Here is a 20,318-nt window from a genome sequence, read left to right on the forward strand (position 1 = left end):
CGGCTCCTCCTCCTGGACCGGGGACGTCAACCGACCGTAGGCGTTGAAGTGGGGTTGAGGTCAAGGACGCTTATCGCCACCTACGGGCGGGCGGCCGTCTCTGTCGTGGTACGTCAACTCGCCGGCACTGATCTCGACGTCGACCCGGTTCTCCGGCGGGGCGAGGGGGCACGCCCAGCGGTCGTCGTACGCGCAGCTCGGGTTGTAGAGGTAGTTGGCGTCCAGCCGGACCCGGTCGCCGGGCAGCAGCTCGACACCTCGACCGAAGGTGCCCTTCACCGTGTCGGTGAGGTAGCGGCCTCCCCCGTAGGTCTCCCGCCCGCAGGTGCCGTCGCGCAGCGGCACGAACAGCCCGCCCCCGTACGCCTCGATCCACCACAGCGTCAGCGGTCCCCAGGGCGTCTCGGCGATCGCCACCCGCCGGTACGCGACCACCCCGTCCGGACCGCCGGTGTCGATCCGCAGCTCGCCGGTGGCCGCTCGCAGCGGCGCCTCGACCACCGCCTCGGGATTGGGCGGGAAGTAGCGCACCCCGGAGAACCCGGCCCGCTCCGCCGCCGGGATCGGGCTCTGCGGGTGGGTGGCGAAGAGTTCGTCGCGGCCCACACGGAACCCGGTCAGGTCGACGTCGGACAGGTACAGCCGGGCCACCCGCTCCCGCCAGTCGGCAAGTTCCAGTTCATCCACGTATCCGAGCCTAGGCCGTCGCGGTGGGGCAGCTCAGCGTGACGGCCAGTTGCTCAGGACCGCGTCGAGGGCGTCCAGGGTGCGCGACCAGGAGTCGTCCGTTGCCCGCGCGGTGTGTCGGAAACCGCCGGTCTTCTCCAGGCTGACGAACCCGTGGAACGTGCTGTGCATCATGCGGACGGCGTCGGTCTGGTCGGGCTCGGAGAGCCGGTAGCCGCGCAGGATCGCCCGGGTCATCTCGGCGTGTCGGACGCCCGCGCTCGCCGCGGCGGTCTCCGGGTCGAGGTCGATCTGCATGGCGGCGTACCGACCCGGGTGCTGCCTCGCGTAGTCCCGGTAGGCGTTGGCGAACGCCACCAGCGCCTCCTTGCCGGCGCGGCCGGCGAGCGCGGCGCCCACCCGGTCGGCCAGCTCCGTCAGGGCCAGCAGAGCGATCCGGACCCGCAGGTCCTGCGCGTTCCTCAGGTGGAAGTAGAGGCTCGCGTCCTTCACCCCGAAGTGGCGCGCGAGCGCGGCGACTGTGACGTTCTCCACGCCCACCTCGTCGGCCAGCTCGGCCCCGGCCAGCGCGATCCGCTCGACGGTCACCCCCGCACGTGCCATGCCGCACACTCCAAACCTGACGGTAATAATCGGTTGCCTAGGAGAGCTAGGCTACTACCTATGTTGCAGCTGACCGAATCCGTCATCCGCGCGTCCTTCGTGAATTGCAGCCGGGGCGAGGCGAAGCGGCTGGCCGTACCCAACGATCTTGCGTTGCGTCCCTGGGACGACCTCGACTTCCTCGGCTGGCGGGACCCCGCCGCGCCGCAGCGGGCCTACCTGGTCGCCGAGACCGACGGCGAGCTGGCCGGGGTGGTGCTGCGGGCCGCGAAGCACCAGATGGGGCGCGTGCGGCACAGCATGTGCTCGTTCTGCCTGACCACGCACCTCGGCGGCGGCGTCTCGTTGATGACCGCGCCGAAGGCCGGCCCGAGCGGACGGCAGGGCGATTCCGTGGGCACGTACCTGTGCTCGGACCTGGCCTGCTCGCTGTATCTGCGCGGGAAGAAGCACGCCGGGCCTCCCGCGCCCGAGCCGCTGCCCCTGCCGGAGCGGATCGAGCGCGTCCAGACCGCCCTCGCGACATTCCTCCGCAAGGTCACCGAGTGACGGTTCGGGGCGACCGGGGCCGAAGCGTGTTCGAGCCCCGGTCGGCCCCCGACTAGGGCGTGTGTCAAAGTCCTCGGTCGAGCCGAGGCGGAGTCCAGGCGGCGGTCCGGCAAGGCGGAGATTGGTCCGGATACCGGTGTTGTATCCGGACCAATCTCCAACGCGGCCGGTCGTCGTCTGGGCCCGCCGCAGGCCGGCCAGGGGCTTTGACACACGCCCTAACGGTCGGTGGCCAGGCGGCCGTGCAGGTGCTCGTCGTAGCGGCGGCCGTCGCCGTAGCGGTACGACTCGCGCAGCGTCCCCTCGGCGAGGTAGCCGGCGCGCTCGGCGACGCGGCAGGACGCCGGGTTGGCCACCGCGTGACACAGCTCCACCCGGTGCAGCCGCAGGTCGGTGAACGCCCAGTCGGTGAGCCGGACGACGGCGCGCACCGCCACCTGCCGCCCGCGCGCCGCCGGCGCCGTCCAGTAACCGACGGAGGCGCCGCCGTCGTGGATGCTGTGCAGCGAGACCGAGCCCAGCGGTTTCCCGTCGGCCGCCGAGGTCACCGCCAGGGAGACGTGGTCACCGGCGGACCAGTCGGCCCGGCGGCGGACCCAGCGCAGCGCGGCCTCGTCGTCGACCGGGCCGCCGCCCTGCGGGTTCCACTGGGCGATGGCCGGGTCGCGCAGGGCGTCGCGCACCGCCGGGGCGTCCTCGTCTCGCCAGGGGCGCAGCAACAGGTCGGCGACGGCGAGCTCCACGTGTTCCACGAGGCGGCAGTCTGGCACACCGCGCCACCCTCGCGCCGCTGCTTTAGCGGCCCACTCTTTCAAAGTTGCACGAAGGGGCCACTCGACGGCAGAGACGTGACGCGGGCAACGCTTCGCAGCGGTAGTTAAATTTTGAAGTAGTGCTATCGTCGTGGCCATGACCGAGAGCCTGGACCGCACCCGAGAGGTCGCCTGGCGCGCCTACATCGAGGCCAGCCAGCTTCTCTTCACCCAGTTGGAAGAGGACCTGCGCGCCGACAGCGCGCTCAGCTTCGCCGACTACCACGTGCTGGTCCTGCTCTCCGAGGCACCGGGGCAGCGGCTGCGGATGGGCGAGTTGGCCAACGGGCTCATCTTCTCGCCCAGCCGACTGACGTACCAGATCTCCTCCATGCAGCGCCGTGGCCTGGTCAGCAAGGAGCCCTGCCCGGACGACCGACGCGGCAGCGAGGCGGTGCTCACCGCCGCCGGGCTGCTCGCCCTCTCCGAAGCCGCGCCGCACCACCTGGCGTCGGTCCGGGCCCACCTCATGGACGACCTCGACGACGCCGAGGTCGCCTGCCTCACCCGGGTCTTCGACCGGCTCGGCCGCCGCCTGCGAGCGGCCCGCGCCACCTCGTCCACCCACGTCACCCGCTAAGGAGCCCTCCGATGCCCGCGATCACCGTCGACAACGTCGTTGTCCTGCCGCGCCTGCCCCGGCTCGGCGACAGCACCACCTTCCGCAAGGTCCGCACGGTGACCACCGCGCCCACCGGCTTCGAGGGTGAGGGCTTCCCGGTCCGTCGCGCCTTCGCCGGGGTGTCGGCCACCGACCTGGACCCGTTCATCCACCTCGACCAGATGGGCGAGGTCGACTACGCGCCGGGCGAGCCGAAGGGCACCCCGTGGCACCCGCACCGCGGCTTCGAGACCGTCACGTACATCATCGACGGCATCTTCGACCACCAGGACTCGCAGGGTGGCGGCGGCACCATCACCGACGGCGATACCCAGTGGATGACAGCGGGCAGTGGTCTGCTTCACATCGAGGCGCCGCCGGAGCACCTGGTGGTCAGCGGCGGGCTCTTCCACGGCACCCAACTCTGGGTCAACCTGCCCCGCTCGGCCAAGATGAACCCGCCCCGCTACCAGGACATCCGGGGCGGCGAATCGGCGCTGCTCACCACGCCCGACGGCGGCGCGCTGATCCGGGTCATCGCCGGTGAGATCGCCGGGCACCGCGGCCCGGGTTCGACCTTCACGCCGATCACCATCACCCACGTCACGGTGCAGCCGGGGGCGCAGGTCGACCTGCCCTGGCAGCCCGACTTCAACGCCCTGGTGTACGTGCTGGGCGGCCGTGGCACGGTCGGCACCGACCGGCGGCCGGTGCGTACCGGCCAGCTCGCGGTGCACGGCCCGGGTGACGCGCTGCGGTTCGCCGCCGATGCCACGCAGGACAGCAACACCCCGGCGCTGGACCTCTACATCATGGGTGGCAAGCCGATCCGGGAGCCGGTGGCGCAGTACGGCCCATTCGTGATGAACACCCGAGACGAGCTGGTCCAGGCGTTCGAGGACTTCAAGGCCGGTCGGCTCGGCGTGATTCCCACCGAGCGGTTGCCGCACACCGGCGGCCAGGGCGCGCGGCCCTGACCTGAGGCACCGAGTCACCGACGGCGCCCCGTCGCTCGGACGGGGCGCCCAGGGGCGCTCAGGAGACCGCGAATATCCCGGCGACACCCAGAATCACCATCACCAGCACCGCTACCAGCGCACCCCGTTCGCTCTCCACCGCCGGCTCGCGGTACTCGGTCACGGGATTCGTCGTGTCGCGGGGCATGGTGTGGTCTCCTCGGCTGTTGTCGCGTCGCCGCGATGGCGTTGGCCAGGTCACCGGTATGCCGGGCTGGCGTGCGGACCCACGTCCGGAGTCCTACCGTGAGGACGTTGCCGACCTCCAGGGGGGCTGGACGTTGCCGTCGCAGGACTGGTTCCTCACCGCGCAGGAACGCGCCAACCCGGTGTCTGGGTTACCCGTCTGGACCAGGGGAAACCTCGCTGAGCCGTTGATTCACGGTGCCGCGTACTTCGACCGGCTGGTCGACGAGGTGGAGGCGCTGGGGTCCGGCGACCACCTGTTCTTCACCGACTGGCGCGGTGACCCGGACCAGCGGCTGCGGCCCGACGGCCCGACGGTGGCCCAGCTCTTCGCCCAGGCCGCCCAGCGCGGCGTGGTGGTCAAGGGACTGATCTGGCGCTCGCACCTCGACGTGCTCGCCTACAGCGAGGCGGAAAATCGCGACCTCAGCGAGACGATCTCCGCGGCCGGCGGCGAGGTGCTGCTCGACCAGCGGGTCCGCCGCGGCGGCTCGCACCACCAGAAGCTCGTGGTGCTGCGGCACCCGGGCGCGCCCGAACGGGACGTCGCGTTCGCCGGCGGGATCGACCTGTGCCACAGCAGGCGCGACGACGCCGCTCACCGCGGTGATCCGCAGCCGGTGCAGATGTCACAGCGGTACGGGCCCAACCCGCCCTGGCACGACGTGCAGCTCGCGGTGCGCGGCCCGGTGGTCGGCGCGTTGGACACGCTGTTCCGGGAACGCTGGACCGACCCGATGCCGCTGGACTCGGAGAACCCGATGGCCTACCTGCGGGACCGGCTGCGCGGCGCGGACCTGCGGCCGGACCCGCTGCCCGAGCAACCCGCCGACCCGCCCGAGTGCGGTCCGCACCAGATCCAGGTGCTGCGCACCTACCCCGCCGTGCGTCCGCGTTACTCGTTCGCACCCGACGGCGAGCGGACCGTGGCCCGGGGTTACACGAAGGCGGTACGTCGCGCCCGCCGACTCATCTACCTGGAGGACCAGTACCTGTGGTCGGCCGAGGTGGCGGACCTGTTCGCGCACGCGCTGCGGGACAATCCGGAGCTGCACCTGATCGCCGTGGTGCCCCGACACCCGGACGTGGACGGCAGGTTGGCGCTGCCGCCGAACATGGTCGGCCGCGAGCAGGCGCTGTCGCTGTGCGAACGGGCCGCACCGGACCGGGTGCACGTGTTCGACGTGGAGAACCACACCGGCAACCCGGTCTACGTGCACGCGAAGGTGTGCGTGGTCGACGACGTCTGGGCCAGCGTCGGCAGCGACAACTTCAACCGCCGCTCCTGGACGCACGACAGCGAGTTGTCGTGCGCGGTGCTCGACGACACCCGCGACCAGCGGGCGCCCACCGACCCGGCGGGCCAGGGCGACGGCGCGCGGACCTTCGCCCGGGACCTGCGGCTACGGCTCTGGCGCGAGCACCTCGACCGGGATCCGGAGGGCGCCGACGACGCCGACCTGCTCGACCCGGCGGACGCCGTCGCGGCCGTCACGGCCGCCGCCGACGCGCTGCAACAGTGGTACGACGACGGCCAGGTGGGTGAGCGACCGCCCGGCCGGCTGCGCCCGCACCGCCCCGAGCGGCTGCCGTGGTACACCCGCGCCTGGGCGCTGCCGGTGTACCGGTTGGTCTACGACCCGGATGGCAGGCCGCTGCGGGCGAGGCTGGCCGGCACCTGGTGAGTCGACCGGATCGGCTCCGCCGCGGCGGCGACCGGATGCACGCTCAGCCCGCCGGGGTAGGCGAACGAGGAGCGCGGCGAGTAGTAGCCGAAGCCGATGGTCAGCGGGTTGGCCGGGCGGAGCGCGTACAACAGGTTGCCCGGCTGGAGGAACTCCACCGACTCGATCTCGAACGGGGCGACCGGTTCGGCGACGAACGGGTAGACCGAGCTGAGGAGCTGGCCGTCGCGGCGGGTGAAGTAGCGGTGGTGCCCGCTGTTGATCGCGTGACCGGTCTCCCCCACCCGGCATCGTGCCCGGATCACCGTCGCCCCGTCGATCTCCGTCTCGGAGACCAGGGCCTCGCCGGTCACCCCGATCCGGGTCCGGCCGGTCAACACCGGGGCGCCACGAGCGGCGGCGTATTCACGGACCAGGCTGCTGGAGGCCACGTAGGTGGTCCACCAGCCGCCCGCGTTGAGCCCGCCGGGCGCGTCGACGCCGAGGAGCGAGACGCCGAGATAGGTGAGCGAGTACGCCCCGAAGCCGGAGGTCTGCGTCTCGTCCTCGACCACGTACTGATTGAGGAACACCTGGTGGTCGGGGCGCGGGCACAGGCCCGGCGGGACCAGTGCGGCGACAGCGTCCGGGTCCGCCGGAACCCAGCTGAAGTAGAGCGTGCGACTGTTCACGACGAGTTGGGGAGCGGCGGGATCGAGCACGGTGCCTCCGAACCGGGTGTGTACACGCGACGCTACGGCCGGTCCCACCGGCGGGACAACGACGGATAGTCGACAGTTCAGTTCACCTGTCGGATTTCTTGTTGACCACGCGGCGAGGTAGCGGAGGCGGGCCGAACCGGATGGGCCGGACGTGCTGCGCGGCGTCCCCTCTGGGTATGTGTGATCACATCCCTCCCAACCATTGCCCTATTTGCACCCTTTGTAATGAGACACGCCTTAAGTACATCAGCCTTTCGGCTAGATTTCGGGGAGACGATCAGGCTAAGGTGAGTCCCGAACGGCCCATTGAAAGCTAAACCAAAGAGTCACACCTTTTTGTCCGCGGACAAGGTGCAGGGAGGACCACCCATGACCGCGCCAACGATCACCGAGCAGCCGAGCACCACTGCCAAGGCCGCCAAGCTCGACCCGCGCGCACTCACCGACAGCGCCGCCGACCTGCTCAACGCCATGGCGGCGCTGCCCACCAACCACCCGTCGCGTGCCGCGCTGCGGGACCGGGCCATCGAGGCCTGGCTGCCGCTGGCCAACCACCTGGCCCACCGCTACAGCGGCCGTGGCGAGCCGACCGACGACCTGGCCCAGACCGCCGCGGTCGGCCTGATCAAGGCCATCGACAAGTTCGACCCGTCCCGCGGTGTCGACTTCGCCGGGTACGCGATCCCCACCATCATCGGCGAGCTCAAGCGGCACTTCCGCGACCGCACCTGGGACATCCGGGTGCCCCGCCGGCTCCAGGAGCTGCGGCTGGCCATCTCCGACGCCAACAGCTCGCTCCTGCAGACGCTCGGCCGTTCGCCGACGGTCGCCGACATCGCCGCCCACCTCAAGCTCACCGAGGAAGAGGTGCTGGAGGGCCTGGAAGGCGCCCGCGCCTACAACGCGGTGTCGCTTTCCACCCCGACCGGTGACGGCGAGCGCGCCACCGAGCTGGGCGACATGCTCGGCGGCGAGGACGGCGAGTTCGAGCTGGCGGAGCTGCGGGTCGCCCTCGGCCCGGCGCTGGCCACCCTCGACGAGCGCGAGCAGAAGATCCTCACGCTGCGCTTCTACGGCAACCTGACCCAGTCGCAGATCGCCGACCAGATCGGTGTCTCCCAGATGCATGTCTCGCGGCTGCTGACCCGGGCGCTGACCAAGCTGCGCGGCCAGCTCGACGGCACGTACTGAGCCAGATCACGCACGTACTGAGCCAGATCACGACGGTGGGCCGGGTCGACAGACCCGGCCCACCGTCGTACCCCCGTTTGTCCCGCTCGCGTGCCGTGCGGGGAAGGGTCCCCGACCATTGCCGGCCCGCGCTGGGTCAGCGGTCGGCCGGCTGCCGCCACATCGGCCAGAACGGGGTGCCGTCGGGCACCCGGAACGGCTCGCCGGCCAGATAGCCGTGCTTCGCGTACAGGTCCCGGCTGCGCGGGCTGCTCGCCTCGACGTACGCCGGCATCCCGTTGGCGTCCAGCCAGGCGTGGTGGTGTCGCATCAACGCGCTGCCCAGCCCCTGGCCCTGCCGGCCCGGTTGCGTCGCCAGGAAGGCCAGGTGGTGGTGGTCCGGGTGCGGGTGGTTCGCCGCGAACAGCTCGTCGAGGTGCTGGAACCGGTCGGTCCACTCGCCGCAGGCGGCGGCCAGTCGGGCGTCGTAGTCCACCGGCGGCGGAGCCGGCTCACCCACCGACCGAAACCAGACCGCGACCGAGGCCCGGTCCGCGGTGGCGTGGACCATGCCGTGCCGCATCGCGTGGCCGACCAGAATCTCGAAGTCTCCGGCCAGCACGGCCTCCCGCTTGCTCGGGTCGGGCACCAGCCAGGACGTCACCCGCAGGGCGATGAACGCCTCGGCGATCCGGTTGGCCACCACTGTGGTCTCCTCGGGTCCGAGCTGCTCGATGGTCACGCTCACCGGGTCACCTCCACCTGGGCCGGCGTCTCCGACTTGACGGCGGCGCTCGCCGCGCCGAGGCCGATCCGGGCGTACGTGTCCGGACGGTTGTCGCGCAGCACCAGCGCCCAGCCGATGCCCAGCAGCGCCGCCACCGGGTACACGGCGGGCAGCGCCCAGCGCAGGGTGGAGTCCGGTGCGACTCCGAGCAGGTTGGCGAAGTTCGACACGGCCAACCAGATGATCACGAAGAGCGCGACGGTGGCCAGGCCGGGAGCGATGGCTCGCCGCCAGAGGTTCTCGTCGCCGCCGGAGCGGGCGAAGTAACCGATCACCGCCACCGAGGTGGTGGCGATCAACAGCAGTACGCCGAACCCGCCTGTGGTGCCGCCCCAGAAGAACAGCTTGACCACCGGGTCCCAGCCGTTGACCGCGTACAGCAGGATGACCACGAGGCCGAGGACGCTCTGCGCCAGCGAGGCGGCGCGCGGTGCCCCGCTGCGGGTCGAGGTCTGCCCGAACACCGCCGGCAGCACCCGCTCCCGACCGAGCGCGAACGTGTAGCGGGCCGTGGTGTTGTGAAACGAGATCATCGCGGCGAGCACCGAGGTCAGGAAGAGCACCTGCCCGATGGTGACGGCGGTGTCGCCGAGGTGCGCGGCGGCCAGGTTGAAGATCAGCGTGACGCTCTGCTCGTTGGCCGCGGCGACGATCTGGTCCGGCCCGACGGCGACGGTCATGGTCCACGCCGACAGCGCGTACAGCCCGGCGATGATCACCACCGACAGGTAGGTGGCGAGTGGCACCGTCCGCTTCGGATCCTTGCTCTCCTCGCTGAAGACCACCGCCGACTCGAAGCCGACGAAACCGAGAATGGCGAGCACCAGCACCGCTCCGACGCCCGGCACGAAGAGGTTGTCCGGCGAGAACGTGGCGAAGCTGACCTCACCGCCGGCCGGGTTGCCGAGCTGTCCCAGGTCGAAGACGAGGATCACGACGACCTCGGCGACCAGTAGCGCGGCCAGGACCAGACCGTTGATGTCCACCCGGAGCAGACCGAGCAGACCGACCAACGCCCACGCCACCAGGGCCACGACGGCCCAGTGCGGGTGCCCACCGAAGATCCGGTCGAGCACCGGCTCGGCCGCCACACCGATGGTGCCGTACAGCCCGACCTGGAGCGCGTTGTACGCGATGAGCGCGACCCAGGCGGCGCCGACGCCGGCCGGTCGGCCCAGTCCACGGGAGATGTAGGCGTAGAAGGCCCCGGCGTTCTCCACCCGCCGCGACATCGCCACGTAACCCACCGAGAACAGGGCGAGCACCGCGGCGACCAGCAGGAAGGCCAGCGGGATGCCGGTCACCCCGACGACGCCGTAGCCGGTGGTGACGACACCTGCCACCACGGTCAGCGGCGCGGCGGCGGAGAGCACGAAGAAGATCACCGAGGGGATGCCGAGACGGCCTCGGGCCAGGGCTTCGGAGACGTTGCTGGGTCTGTCGACTGTCGATGTCGGGGGCATACGACTACTCCGGTCGTCGAGGGGGGGTAGGGGGTTACCGGGGAATCACGGGATGCCGCGCAGCACGGCGGCGCCGACGGCGGCCTCGGTGTGCCCGACGAGTTCCTTCAGAGGGGCCGGCAGCGCGGGGATGAGGACGTTCAGCCGGTGGTGCGCGCGGGGGCCCGCGCTCCACAGCACCTCGCGGGTCAGCCCCGCGGCCACGACGAGGCCGAGCAGCAGGGCGTCCGGCACGCTCGGCGGGTCCGGCCGGTCCAGCAGAGCCCGCAGCCGGGTGGCCGGCCAGGCCACCGCGTTCAGGTCGATCGGCAGGTAACTGACCGAGGTGCGCAGCAGCCGGCGGCTCTCCTGGCGGCGCAGCACCCCGGCGCGGGCCAGCCGCTCCCCCACCGAGGTCGTCGCGCTCTGCGCCAGGAAACTGAGCCAGGTGCGCAGTTCCTGGTGCTGGGACTCGCCGATGAGCTGGTCGAGCACGGTGTGCGCGAGCGCGTCGGCCGGTGGACGCCGATCGATGACGGTGACCCGCCCGGCCGCGATGTGGATGTGTCCGTAGATGAGCAGCTCGCCGAGCAGGCCGGCGGCCAGTCCGAGCCCGGTCGCCGTCGCGTGCAGTTTGGCCTTGCCCCGGCTGTCGTTGTGGGCGACCAGAAAGAACTCGTCGGCGATGAGCAACGGCCCTCCCGCACAGGTGTGTCCACAGTGATCGCGACCGGGAAAGGATGCACCGACCGCTACTGCAACGCAACTCCCAGATTTGAAAGTTGCACTCCGTGCTGGCGCGACCTGCGGATCTTGGCGTGGCAGACTCGGACGGTGACCGCCACCCCCACCGGCCGACCCGCCGCCAGCCCCACCGTGCGCCGTCGACGCATCGCCAGGGAGCTTCGCCAGCTCCGGGAACGCGCGGGCATGACCCTCGATGTGGCGGCCCGCCAGCTCGACATGTCGAAGAGCAACCTCTCCCGGATCGAGAACGCGCTGATCGGCATCAAGCCCCGCGACGTCCGGGCGGCCCTCGCGCTCTACCAGGTGACCGGCGCGGACGCCGAGGCGCTCATCGAGATCGCTCGGGGGGCGCAGCAACGCGGATGGTGGCAGAGCTACAGCGACGTGCTGCCCGAGTGGTTCGAGTTCTACGTCGGGTTGGAGGCGGAGGCCGCGGCGCTGCGGACGTACGAGGCCGAGTCGGTGCCCGGACTGTTGCAGACCGAGGCGTACGCCCGGGAGATCTACCGGCGCACCGCCGGCGAGGACGGCCTGGAGCGCAAGGTCGCCGCCCGACTGCGTCGGCAGGAGGTGCTGCGCCGCGAGGATCCGGTCCACCTGTCGGTGGTGCTCAACGAGGCGGTGTTGCTGCGACCGGTGGGCGGCGCCGCGGTGATGGCCGAACAACTGGCCCACATGAGTCGTGTCGCGCAATCACCCAACGTAATGCTTCAGGTACTTCCATTCGTGGCCGGCGGGCATCCCGCGATGAGCACCCCGTACGTGCTCCTCAACTTCGCCGACACCGCCGACGCGTCCGTGGTTTACCTGGATAACCTATCGATGGGACTGGCATTGGAGGATGTCGGCGAGGTGCTGCGGTATAGCCTTCTGCACGAGGAGCTGTGCCGTCTGGCGCTCGATCCGGCGGCGTCGTTGATCCGCTTGGAGCAGGCTTCTCGTTACTTTGCGTGACCGCCTCTGCGGCACGCCGACGCAGACGAGAGGTACCACGGATGACGGCGCACGACCTGACCCGAGCGGACTGGCGCACCAGCTCGCGCAGCAGCGGCAACGGCAACTGCGTGGAGGTCGCGACAGTCGATGGCCGGGTCGCCGTCCGGGACAGCAAGGACCGCTCCGGCCCCTCGCTCGCCTTCGACCCGGTGGCCTGGCGGGCCTTCGTGCTCGGCGTCGGCGAGGTCCGCCGCCCCTGAGGCGCCCACGCCGGTGCGAGACTGGGCCGTGCTCTCCGACGTAACCCTGGACCTGCCGGTACGCCCGGTGCTGCCGGCGCTTGTCGCGGCGCTGGACGCGGCCGGGGCCGGCGTCCTGGTCGCCCCGCCGGGCACCGGCAAGACCACCCTCGCGCCGCTGGCCGTGGCCGACCGGGTCAGCGGTCGGGTGGTGATCGCGCAACCCCGCCGGGTGGCCGCGCGCGCCGCCGCCCGACGGATGGCCGAGTTGCTGGGTGAACGGGTCGGCGACCGGGTCGGCTACGCGGTGCGCGGCGAGCGGCGGGTCAGCGCCGCGACCCGGGTGGAGGTGGTCACCACCGGCCTGCTGGTCCGCCGGCTGCACCACGACCCGGAGCTGCCCGGCACGGGCGCGGTACTGCTCGACGAGTGCCACGAGCGGCAGCTCGACGCCGACCTGGCGCTGGCCTTCACGGTGGAGGCGCGGTCCGCTCTCCGGCCGGATCTGTGGCTGCTGGCGATGTCCGCGACTCCGGACACCGACCGCTTCGCCGCCCTGCTCGGCGGGTCCGCCCCGGCCCCGGTGGTACGGGCCGACTCGGCGCTGCACCCGGTCGAGCGGATCTGGGCACCGCCGGCGCGCCCGATCGTCGCGTCCGGGGCCGGGCCGGTGGATCGGGCCCTGCTCGACCACGTGGCCGCCACCGTCCGGCGGGCGCTGCGCGAACGTACCGGTGACGTGCTGGTCTTCCTGCCCGGCGCCGGCGAGATCGCGGCGGTCAGCGGCCGGCTCGCCGACCTGCGGGACACCGTCGCGCTGCTGCCGCTGCACGGTCGACAACGGGGCACCGAGCAGGACGCGGCCCTGCGCCCCGCCGATCGACGCCGGGTCGTGCTGTCCACCGCGTTGGCCGAGACCAGCCTGACCGTGCCGGGCGTACGGGTGGTGGTGGACGCCGGGCTGTCCCGGGTGCCCCGCATCGACCTGGCCCGGGGGTTGGGCGCGCTCGTCACCGTGCCCGTCTCCCGAGCCGCCGCCACCCAGCGGGCCGGACGGGCCGGCCGGGAGGCCCCCGGGTACGTCTACCGCTGCTGGTCCGCGGCGACCCACGAACGGCTGCCCGCCCGCGCCGAGCCGGAGATCGCGACCGCCGACCTGACCGGCTTCGCACTGGAGCTGGCCGCCTGGGGCCGACCGGACGGCGTCGGGCTGGCGCTTCCCGACGCGCCGCCGGCTGCCGCGCTGACGGTCGCCCAGGACACTCTGCACACGCTGGGCGCGGTCGACGCCGACGGTCGGATCACCGCGCGCGGGCGGGCGATCGCCGCCGCCGGCGCGCACCCACGACTGGCCCGGGCGTTGCTCGACGGCGCTCACCGGGTGGGCGCCGACCGGGCGGCCGAGGTGGTCGCCCTGCTCGCCGAGGAGAGCGCGGCCGGCCCCGGCGACGACCTGGTCGCCGGCTGGCGTCGGCTGCGCGCCGGCGTCGACGCGGGTGCGACCGCCCGCTGGCGCACCGAGGTACGCCGGCTGCGCGCCGCGTTGCCCACCGGCTCCCCAACCGCCGCCTCCGGCACGGGTGGGCTGAGCGACGATCTCGCCGCCGGGCTGCTCGTCGGTCTGGCGTACCCGGAGCGGTTGGCCCGGGTGCGGCGGCCGGGCGGATCGTCGTACCTGATGACCGGCGGGACCGCCGCGGAGCTGATGGCCGGGTCGGGGCTGGCCGGGTCCGACTGGCTGGCGGTGGCCGTCGCGGACCGCACCCCCGGCGCGCCGTCGGCCCGGATCCGCCGGGCCTCGCCGGTGGACGAGGCGACGGCCCGGGAGGCGGCCGGCCCGCTGCTGCGCACGAGTCGCGAGATCGGCTGGTCCGACGGCGACGTGGTGGCCCGGGAAGTGACCCGGCTGGGCGCGATCGAGCTGCTCCAGCGGCGGCTGGACCGGCCGGAGCGGGCGGAGGTGGCGGCGGCCGTGCTGGCCGGTCTACGTCAGGAGGGGCTGGGGCTGCTGACCTGGACGCCGACGGCGCGGGCGCTGCGGGAGCGCCTCGGGTTCCTCCGGCACCACCTGGGCGCCCCGTGGCCGGACGTCGGCGACGAGGCGTTGCTCGACGCCGCCGCGACCTGGCTGGGTCCCGAGCTGACGGCGGCCCGGCGTCGGGCCGACCTGGCGCGGGTGGACGTGGCGTCGGCGCTGCGCCGGCTGCTGCCCTGGGCGCAGGCCGCCCGCCTGGACGAGCTGGCCCCGGAGCGAATCGAGGTGCCGAGTGGTTCCCGGGTGCGGGTGGACTACACCGATCCGGCCGCACCGGTGCTCGCCGTGAAGCTGCAGGAGACGTTCGGCTGGTCGGCGGCCCCCCGCGTCGGTGCCGGGCGGACGCCGGTGCTGCTGCACCTGCTCTCCCCCGCGGGTCGGCCGGTGGCGGTCACCGCCGACCTGGAGTCGTTCTGGCGTACCGGCTACCCGCAGGTACGCGCCGAGTTGCGCGGGCGTTATCCCCGGCACCCGTGGCCGGAGGATCCGCGAACGGCGACACCCACCAAACGCGCCACGCCCCGCCGACGCTGAGCCTCGCCCCTACTCCTCCAGGACGTCGGCCACCACGACACTCACGTTGTCCGGTGCGCCGGCGTGCAGGGCCAGATCGATCAGCTTGCCCGTGCAGGCGCCGCGATCGGGATATTCCCCGAGCACCTCGGTGAGGGTGTCCGGGCGGACGACGTTGGAGAGGCCGTCGCTGCACAGCAGCCAGCGGTCGCCGGCCCGGGGCACCATCGTGGAGTACGACGGGTTGACGTCTTCACCCTGCAGGGCCTGGGTGACGACGGCGCGGCGCGGATGGCTGCTGGCCTGGTCCGCGGTGATCACCCCCTGGTCCACCAACATCTGGACGAACGTGTCGTCCCGGGTGACCTGCTTGAGCACGCCCTCGCGGAACAGGTAGGCCCGGGAGTCGCCGACGTGCGCGAGGGCCAGGCAGCTGCCGGTCCGGGCGAAGAGCAGGGCGGTGAGTGTGGTGCCCATGCCCTGGCGCTCGGGGTCCTCGGCGACCGCCTGCCGGATCCGGGAGGTGGCCAGCGCGATGCCACCTTCGAGCGCGGCCACCAGGGCGTCCTCGGGGGTTTCCACGTCCAGCGGGGCCAGCGCGTCGACGGTGAGGGCGCTGGCCAGGTCGCCGGCCGCCATCCCGCCCATGCCGTCGGCGACGGCGACGAGCCAGTTGCCGGCGTGCAGGGCGTCCTGGTTTCCGCTGCGGATCAGCCCACGGTCGCTCGTTCCCACCGAACGCAGCTTCAGGGTCATGGGAGGCAGCCTGCCAGGCGAAGGGCGCAGTTGTCTCTAGGAGATCAGGACGACGGCGCGTGGCGCGGCCAATCTCACGTCCGCGCGCCGACGCCCCGGGTCGCGCCGGACGCGGCGGTCGCCCTCGTCGCGTGCCAGAACCCATCCAGTCAGATCAATTGACACGGGGTGTCGCCGCTGGAAACATCGAGCCGATACCTGGGAGCGCTCCCAGGTTTCCGCCATCACCACCGTCCCCCCACCCGTCCGGAAGGACTCCCCGTGACGAGATCCCGACGCCGCCTCCTGTTGGCCGCGGCGACCACCCTGGCCCTCACCGGAGCGGGCGCCGGCGCGGCTTACGCCGAGCCACCACCGGATGCCCCCGAGCAGATCGACAACGGCGACTTCAGCGAGGGGGTGAGCCCCTGGTTCTCCTTCGGCACCGGCCCACTCGCCGTCACCGACGGCCGGCTCTGCACCACGGTGGCGGGCGGGCTGGCCAACCCCTGGGACGCCGGCATCGGCCAGGACGGGGTGCCCCTGATCGCGGGCGCCGAATACACCCTCGGCTTCGACGTCTCCGCCACCCCCGGCGCCGCCCTCAAGGCCGTGCTGCAACTCGGCAGCGCCCCGTACACCACGTACGCGGCCGTGGACGCCACCGCCACCGGCACCGCCCAGCGGGTCGAGCAGACCTTCACCGTCCCGGAGACCAACCCCGGCGCCCAGCTGATCTTCCAGGTCGGCGGCTCCGCCCAGACGCAGACCATCTGCCTCGACGACGTCTCGCTGCGCGGCGGCGAACCGCCCGAGCCGTACGTGCCGGACACCGGTCCGCGGGTGCGCGTCAACCAGGTCGGCTACCTGCCCGGCGGCCCGAAGAACGCCACTGTCGTCACCGAGGCCACCGACCCGCTGCCCTGGCAGCTGCGCAGCGCCGCCGGCGCCGTCGTGGCCAGTGGCACCACCACCGCACGCGGTGTCGACGCCGCCTCCGGGCAGAACGTGCAGTCCGTCGACTTCTCCAGCTACCGCACCCCCGGCAGCGGCCTGACGCTCACCGTCGACGGCGAGACCAGTCACCCGTTCGACATCTCCGGCGCCCTCTACGACCAACTGCGCTCCGACTCGCTGCAGTTCTTCTACGCCCAGCGCAGCGGCATCGCCATCGACGGGGACCTGATCGGCGACGAGTACGCCCGCCCCGCCGGGCACCTCGACGTGGCGCCCAACAAGGGCGACACGAACGTGCCCTGCCAGCCGGGCGTCTGCGACTACTCGCTGGACGTGCGCGGCGGCTGGTACGACGCCGGCGACCACGGCAAGTACGTGGTCAACGGCGGCATCGCCACCTACCAACTGTTGAACACCTTCGAGCGCACCAAGACCGCGGCGACCGCCGACGGTGGCGCCGAGCTGGCCGACAGCACGCTGCGGGTGCCCGAACGCGACAACGGCGTGCCGGACATCCTCGACGAGGCCCGCTGGGAGCTGGAGTTCCTGCTGAGCATGCAGGTACCTTCCGGCAAGCCGCTGGCCGGCATGGTCCACCACAAGATCCACGACCAGAACTGGACCGGGCTGCCGCTCGCCCCGCAGGACGACCCGCAGCCGCGTGAGCTGCACGCGCCGTCGACCGCGGCCACCCTCAACCTGGCCGCCACCGCCGCCCAGTGCGCGCGGCTCTTCGCCCCCTACGACGCGGCGTTCGCGACCCGCTGCGGCACCGCCGCGACCAAGGCCTACGCCGCGGCCAAGGCCCACCCCGCGGTGTACGCCAGCCCGACCGACGGCACCGGCGGCGGCGCGTACGACGACAGCAACGTCACCGACGAGTTCTACTGGGCGGCGGCCGAGCTGTACCTCAGCACCGGCGCGCAGACCTACCTGACCGACCTGACCGCGTCGCCGCACCACACCGGTGACGTGTTCCAACCGCGCGGCTTCGGCTGGCAGAGCGTCGCCGCGCTGGGCCGCCTCGACCTGGCCACCGTGCCGAACGGGCTGCCCACCGCAGACCTCACCCGGGTCCGCGCCTCGGTCACCACCGCGGCCGACGCGTACCTGGCCGAGCTGCGCCGGCAGGCGTACGGGCTGCCGATGCCCGGCGACGCCGACAGCTACTTCTGGGGCGGCAACAGCAGCATCATCAACAACGCCGTCGTGCTGGCCACCGCGTTCGACCTGACCCGCAACCCCGTGTACCGCGACGGCGCCGTGCAGGCGATGGACTACATCTTCGGCCGCAACGCCCTGAACATCTCCTACGTCACCGGGTGGGGCGAGCACGCCGCACAGAACCAGCACAGCCGGATCTTCGGCCACCAGCTCGACCCGAACCTGCCCCGACCGCCCGCCGGCTCCCTCGCCGGTGGCGCGAACGCCGCCCTGCAGGACCCGTTCGTGGCCAAACTGCTCGCCGGCTGCGCACCGCAGTTCTGCTACGTCGACGACATCAACTCGTACTCGACGAACGAGGTGGCGATCAACTGGAACTCGGCGCTGACCTGGATCGCCTCGTTCCTGGCCGACCAGGGTGACGCCGGCGCGGTGCCGGCCGTCACCTGCTCGGTGGGCTACAGCAACTACGGCACCTGGCAGGGCGGCACCGGCTTCACCGCCCAGCTGACCATCCGCAACACCGGCGCCACGGCCGTCAACGGCTGGAACGTGCGCTTCGCGTTCACCGGCGGCCAGCGGGTACGCGAGGCGTGGTTGGCGAAGGTCACCCAGTCCGGCGCGACGGTGACCGCGAAGAACGAGTCGCACAACGCCAAGATCAATCCCGGCGGCACTGTGACGTTCGGCTTCAACGCCACCACCTCCGGCGGCGCCAACCCGAACCCGGGCCTGGTCACCGTCAACGGCAAGCCCTGCTCGCTGTCCTGAGCACGCCCGGCTGGTGGCCACCCTCCCTCGGGCGGCCACCAGCTCGGCTGGATCCGCATCCCTACCATCGCGAGCATGGATGGACGAGTGTGGATCCTGGTCGGGGTGGCCGCCCTGCTGCTCGCCGCGCTCCTGGTCGCCGCGCTGCTGGTCGCCGGGCGGCGCAGGCGTCGCGCCCCGGCCGGAGCCGACGAGACGATGCGCCGAGCCCGCCAGGCTATCCAGCAGAGCGGGCACCAACAGCGCCGCCAGCGCCGGGGCACCACACGCGGCAAGGGTTACGGCGGCAACGACAACCAGGCCTACAACAGTGGCATCGCCAGCGACTCCGGCGGCGGGCCCTGACGCCCGCTTCCATCGTCGACGTGGTTGGTGGCGGCGGCCCGGACCCCGGCCGGGGCTCGGGCCGTCTCAGCGTGCGTCCGGATCCGCGTCTCGCGCCGTGCGGTCGATACCTACCTGTCTTCGGAGGTGGAGCCGTGCCCATGGACGACGGGCCCGTGACGCCAGCGCTGGTGATCTGGACCGCGAAACGGGTGATCAACCAGCATCGCAAGCCGTCGAGCCGCTGCGCGCAGTGCCAGGACGACGGGTGCGAAATGCTGACGTGGGCGCAGAAGGCGCTAAAGGTCGGCAAGCACGAATAGCCGCCCCCGCACAGGTCACCGAAGTTGTCGTACACCTGTTCTATTCTCGGTCCATGTTGGAGGAGTTGGCGCAGGCAGAGGCGGCGGTCGCGGCCTGCGCCGACGCCCCGGCCTGGGCTCTCACCGAGTCCGACCTCGTCGCGGCTCTCGACGCGGCGCACCGGCTTGAGCGCCGTCTGGCGGCCGTCCAACTGACCCTGGTGCGTGAGCTGGACGGCCGGGGCACGGCGGTGGCGCAGGGCGCATCCTCGACGGCGGTCTGGCTGCGCGACCGGCTACGGCTCACGGTCCCCGCCGCCCGCCGACTTGTCGACCTCGCCGGCGCGCTGGACACCGGAGCACCGGGGGTGCGGTCAGCCCTTGCCAGCGGGGCCATCAGTGTGGAGCAGGCCCGGGTCATCGCCGCCACGGTCGACACCGTGCACGCCGCCGCCGGCGCCGAGGCCGCCGACAAGGCGGTCGGTGTGCTGGTCGAGTGGGCCGGGCAGTTCGAGCCGACCCTGCTGCGCAAGCTCGGCACCCGCATCCTCGACCACGTCGCCCCGGAGGTCGCCGAAGCTGCCGCCCGGGCGGCTCTGGAGGCGGAGGCCCGCCGATCCGCCCGTGATCGTCATGTCACCCTGTCCGAGCTGTCGGATGGCCGCCTGCGGTTGAGCGGCACCCTGGACGCCGAGGCCGCCGGCCTGCTCCGCGCGGCGATCGACCCGTTGACGGCCCCATCGGGTCCGGACGATTCGCGCAGCCCTGGCCAACGCCGCCACGACGCGCTCGCCGACCTCTGTCGTCTCACCCTGCGCACCGGCGAGTTGCCCGAGCACGGCGGGGACCCCGCCCAACTCGTGGTCACCACCAGCTTCGACGCGCTGGGTCGGCAGCTCGACGTGGGAGCCCTGGACACCGGCCTCCGGCTCACTCCGGAGACGGTCCGCCGTCTCGCCTGCGACGCGGCGATCCTGCCCGCTGTCCTCGGCAGCGCCGGTCAGGCACTGGACGTGGGTCGACAACGCCGCCTCGTCACCGGGCCGCTCCGACGCGCCCTGGTCCTGCGCGACCGCGGCTGCGCCTTCCCCGGCTGCGACCGCCCGCCACGCTGGTGCGACGCTCACCACATCCGGCACTGGGCCGACGGAGGTGACACCAGCCTGGCCAACTCGGTGCTGCTCTGCGGTCACCACCACCGGCACGTCCACCGCGGCGACTGGGCCGTCCGGCTCGGCGGCGACGGTCACCCCGAATTCATCCCACCGGCCTGGCTCGACCCCGGCCAGATCCCCTGCCGCAACGAGTACCACCGGCGAACGTGATCGCCCCGCCCAGATCCGAATCCGACGAACG

Annotated in this window: 21 protein-coding genes; 12 read left to right on the forward strand and 9 right to left on the reverse strand. The window is 72.3% G+C overall.

Annotated features, from left to right (window positions below):
- Positions 1-60 precede the first annotated feature (60 nt).
- Together ACLQ29_RS09635 and ACLQ29_RS09640 are read right to left on the reverse strand one after the other, a co-directional pair.
- Complete coding sequence (locus tag ACLQ29_RS09635) at positions 61-687, reverse strand: DUF1684 domain-containing protein (RefSeq protein WP_425771278.1); 627 nt, start codon at positions 685-687, stop codon at positions 61-63.
- Positions 688-720: 33 nt separating this feature from the next.
- Positions 721-1,290 carry a TetR/AcrR family transcriptional regulator gene (locus ACLQ29_RS09640; RefSeq protein ID WP_425771279.1) on the reverse strand — a complete coding sequence of 190 codons (570 nt, stop codon included), beginning with the start codon at positions 1,288-1,290 and terminating at the stop codon, positions 721-723.
- A 60-nt stretch (positions 1,291-1,350) separates the two neighbouring features.
- Here ACLQ29_RS09640 and ACLQ29_RS09645 point away from each other — a divergent pair, with 60 nt between their 5' ends.
- Entirely contained in the window at positions 1,351-1,839 is a 489-nt protein-coding gene (locus ACLQ29_RS09645; protein WP_425771280.1) for an FBP domain-containing protein, read from the forward strand.
- A 218-nt stretch (positions 1,840-2,057) separates the two neighbouring features.
- On the opposite strand, the gene ACLQ29_RS09650 is transcribed toward ACLQ29_RS09645, so the two are convergent.
- Positions 2,058-2,591 (reverse strand): GNAT family N-acetyltransferase, encoded by a 534-nt coding sequence (locus ACLQ29_RS09650; RefSeq protein WP_425771281.1) that lies wholly within the window; start codon positions 2,589-2,591, stop codon positions 2,058-2,060.
- 157 nt (positions 2,592-2,748) lie between these two features.
- Between ACLQ29_RS09650 and ACLQ29_RS09655 the strand changes: the two genes are divergently transcribed.
- Together ACLQ29_RS09655 and ACLQ29_RS09660 are read left to right on the forward strand one after the other, a co-directional pair.
- Positions 2,749-3,231: a MarR family winged helix-turn-helix transcriptional regulator gene (locus ACLQ29_RS09655; RefSeq protein ID WP_425771282.1), complete on the forward strand. Its 483-nt coding sequence runs from the start codon at positions 2,749-2,751 to the stop codon at positions 3,229-3,231.
- Between the two features lie 11 nt (positions 3,232-3,242).
- Complete coding sequence (locus ACLQ29_RS09660) at positions 3,243-4,229, forward strand: pirin family protein (protein ID WP_425771283.1); 987 nt, start codon at positions 3,243-3,245, stop codon at positions 4,227-4,229.
- 58 nt (positions 4,230-4,287) lie between these two features.
- Here the strand turns inward: ACLQ29_RS09660 and ACLQ29_RS09665 are convergent, their stop codons facing one another.
- Positions 4,288-4,416, reverse strand: a complete 129-nt coding sequence (locus tag ACLQ29_RS09665; RefSeq protein ID WP_255508778.1) for a hypothetical protein — start codon at positions 4,414-4,416, stop codon at positions 4,288-4,290.
- Positions 4,417-4,549: 133 nt separating this feature from the next.
- Here ACLQ29_RS09665 and ACLQ29_RS09670 point away from each other — a divergent pair, with 133 nt between their 5' ends.
- On the forward strand, positions 4,550-6,139 hold the full coding sequence (locus ACLQ29_RS09670) for a phospholipase D family protein (RefSeq protein ID WP_425771640.1): 1,590 nt from the start codon (positions 4,550-4,552) through the stop codon (positions 6,137-6,139).
- Here the strand turns inward: ACLQ29_RS09670 and ACLQ29_RS09675 are convergent.
- Positions 6,088-6,840: a hypothetical protein gene (locus tag ACLQ29_RS09675; RefSeq protein WP_425771284.1), complete on the reverse strand. Its 753-nt coding sequence runs from the start codon at positions 6,838-6,840 to the stop codon at positions 6,088-6,090. The two genes, ACLQ29_RS09670 and ACLQ29_RS09675, sit on opposite strands and share 52 nt — an antisense overlap.
- A gap of 369 nt (positions 6,841-7,209) precedes the next feature.
- Between ACLQ29_RS09675 and ACLQ29_RS09680 the strand changes: the two genes are divergently transcribed.
- Complete coding sequence (locus ACLQ29_RS09680; RefSeq protein WP_425771285.1) at positions 7,210-8,031, forward strand: SigB/SigF/SigG family RNA polymerase sigma factor; 822 nt, start codon at positions 7,210-7,212, stop codon at positions 8,029-8,031.
- A 136-nt stretch (positions 8,032-8,167) separates the two neighbouring features.
- Here the strand turns inward: ACLQ29_RS09680 and ACLQ29_RS09685 are convergent, their stop codons facing one another.
- From ACLQ29_RS09685 to ACLQ29_RS09695, 3 genes are read right to left on the reverse strand one after another with little or no spacing between them, the layout of a single operon-like run.
- Entirely contained in the window at positions 8,168-8,758 is a 591-nt protein-coding gene (locus ACLQ29_RS09685; protein ID WP_425771286.1) for a GNAT family N-acetyltransferase, read from the reverse strand.
- Positions 8,755-10,260 (reverse strand): APC family permease, encoded by a 1,506-nt coding sequence (locus ACLQ29_RS09690; protein ID WP_425771287.1) that lies wholly within the window; start codon positions 10,258-10,260, stop codon positions 8,755-8,757. The genes ACLQ29_RS09685 and ACLQ29_RS09690 overlap by 4 nt, the downstream gene beginning before the upstream one ends.
- Positions 10,261-10,305: 45 nt before the next feature.
- Complete coding sequence (locus ACLQ29_RS09695; protein WP_425771288.1) at positions 10,306-10,932, reverse strand: GOLPH3/VPS74 family protein; 627 nt, start codon at positions 10,930-10,932, stop codon at positions 10,306-10,308.
- Between the two features lie 183 nt (positions 10,933-11,115).
- Between ACLQ29_RS09695 and ACLQ29_RS09700 the strand changes: the two genes are divergently transcribed.
- The 3 genes from ACLQ29_RS09700 to hrpB are packed head-to-tail and all read left to right on the forward strand — an operon-like array spanning position 11,116 to position 14,730.
- A complete protein-coding gene (locus ACLQ29_RS09700) occupies positions 11,116-11,940 on the forward strand; it encodes a helix-turn-helix domain-containing protein (protein WP_425771641.1) in 825 nt (274 codons plus the stop codon).
- Positions 11,941-11,981: 41 nt separating this feature from the next.
- A complete protein-coding gene (locus tag ACLQ29_RS09705) occupies positions 11,982-12,182 on the forward strand; it encodes a DUF397 domain-containing protein (RefSeq protein WP_425771289.1) in 201 nt (66 codons plus the stop codon).
- Positions 12,183-12,210: 28 nt separating this feature from the next.
- The gene (hrpB, locus tag ACLQ29_RS09710) at positions 12,211-14,730 is read left to right on the forward strand and encodes an ATP-dependent helicase HrpB (protein WP_425771290.1); all 2,520 of its coding nucleotides are present in this window, start codon (positions 12,211-12,213) and stop codon (positions 14,728-14,730) included.
- Positions 14,731-14,739: 9 nt separating this feature from the next.
- Here the strand turns inward: hrpB and ACLQ29_RS09715 are convergent, their stop codons facing one another.
- Entirely contained in the window at positions 14,740-15,465 is a 726-nt protein-coding gene (locus tag ACLQ29_RS09715; RefSeq protein ID WP_425771291.1) for a PP2C family protein-serine/threonine phosphatase, read from the reverse strand.
- A 261-nt stretch (positions 15,466-15,726) separates the two neighbouring features.
- Between ACLQ29_RS09715 and ACLQ29_RS09720 the strand changes: the two genes are divergently transcribed.
- The 4 genes from ACLQ29_RS09720 (at position 15,727) to ACLQ29_RS09735 (ending at position 20,287) form a co-directional block, all read left to right on the forward strand.
- Positions 15,727-18,336: a glycoside hydrolase family 9 protein gene (locus tag ACLQ29_RS09720; RefSeq protein WP_425771292.1), complete on the forward strand. Its 2,610-nt coding sequence runs from the start codon at positions 15,727-15,729 to the stop codon at positions 18,334-18,336.
- Positions 18,337-18,411: 75 nt separating this feature from the next.
- Complete coding sequence (locus tag ACLQ29_RS09725; RefSeq protein WP_425771293.1) at positions 18,412-18,681, forward strand: hypothetical protein; 270 nt, start codon at positions 18,412-18,414, stop codon at positions 18,679-18,681.
- Positions 18,682-18,815: 134 nt separating this feature from the next.
- Positions 18,816-18,983 (forward strand): hypothetical protein, encoded by a 168-nt coding sequence (locus tag ACLQ29_RS09730; RefSeq protein WP_425771294.1) that lies wholly within the window; start codon positions 18,816-18,818, stop codon positions 18,981-18,983.
- A gap of 53 nt (positions 18,984-19,036) precedes the next feature.
- Positions 19,037-20,287 carry a DUF222 domain-containing protein gene (locus ACLQ29_RS09735; protein WP_425771295.1) on the forward strand — a complete coding sequence of 417 codons (1,251 nt, stop codon included), beginning with the start codon at positions 19,037-19,039 and terminating at the stop codon, positions 20,285-20,287.
- Positions 20,288-20,318 lie beyond the last annotated feature (31 nt).

The organism is Micromonospora sp. DT228, from assembly GCF_049841595.1.
Classification (GTDB): domain Bacteria; phylum Actinomycetota; class Actinomycetes; order Mycobacteriales; family Micromonosporaceae; genus Micromonospora.

Excerpts from the sequence above, each read along its gene's own strand:
- ACLQ29_RS09640 (WP_425771279.1), bottom strand. The coding sequence starts at position 1,290 with ATGGCACGTGCGGGGGTGACCGTCGAGCGGATCGCGCTGGCCGGGGCC.
- ACLQ29_RS09645 (WP_425771280.1), top strand. The coding sequence starts at position 1,351 with ATGTTGCAGCTGACCGAATCCGTCATCCGCGCGTCCTTCGTGAATTGC.
- ACLQ29_RS09655 (WP_425771282.1), top strand. The coding sequence starts at position 2,749 with ATGACCGAGAGCCTGGACCGCACCCGAGAGGTCGCCTGGCGCGCCTAC.
- ACLQ29_RS09660 (WP_425771283.1), top strand. The coding sequence starts at position 3,243 with ATGCCCGCGATCACCGTCGACAACGTCGTTGTCCTGCCGCGCCTGCCC.
- ACLQ29_RS09665 (WP_255508778.1), bottom strand. The coding sequence starts at position 4,416 with ATGCCCCGCGACACGACGAATCCCGTGACCGAGTACCGCGAGCCGGCG.
- ACLQ29_RS09680 (WP_425771285.1), top strand. The coding sequence starts at position 7,210 with ATGACCGCGCCAACGATCACCGAGCAGCCGAGCACCACTGCCAAGGCC.
- ACLQ29_RS09690 (WP_425771287.1), bottom strand. The coding sequence starts at position 10,260 with ATGCCCCCGACATCGACAGTCGACAGACCCAGCAACGTCTCCGAAGCC.
- ACLQ29_RS09705 (WP_425771289.1), top strand. The coding sequence starts at position 11,982 with ATGACGGCGCACGACCTGACCCGAGCGGACTGGCGCACCAGCTCGCGC.
- ACLQ29_RS09715 (WP_425771291.1), bottom strand. The coding sequence starts at position 15,465 with ATGACCCTGAAGCTGCGTTCGGTGGGAACGAGCGACCGTGGGCTGATC.
- ACLQ29_RS09725 (WP_425771293.1), top strand. The coding sequence starts at position 18,412 with ATGGATGGACGAGTGTGGATCCTGGTCGGGGTGGCCGCCCTGCTGCTC.
- ACLQ29_RS09735 (WP_425771295.1), top strand. The coding sequence starts at position 19,037 with ATGTTGGAGGAGTTGGCGCAGGCAGAGGCGGCGGTCGCGGCCTGCGCC.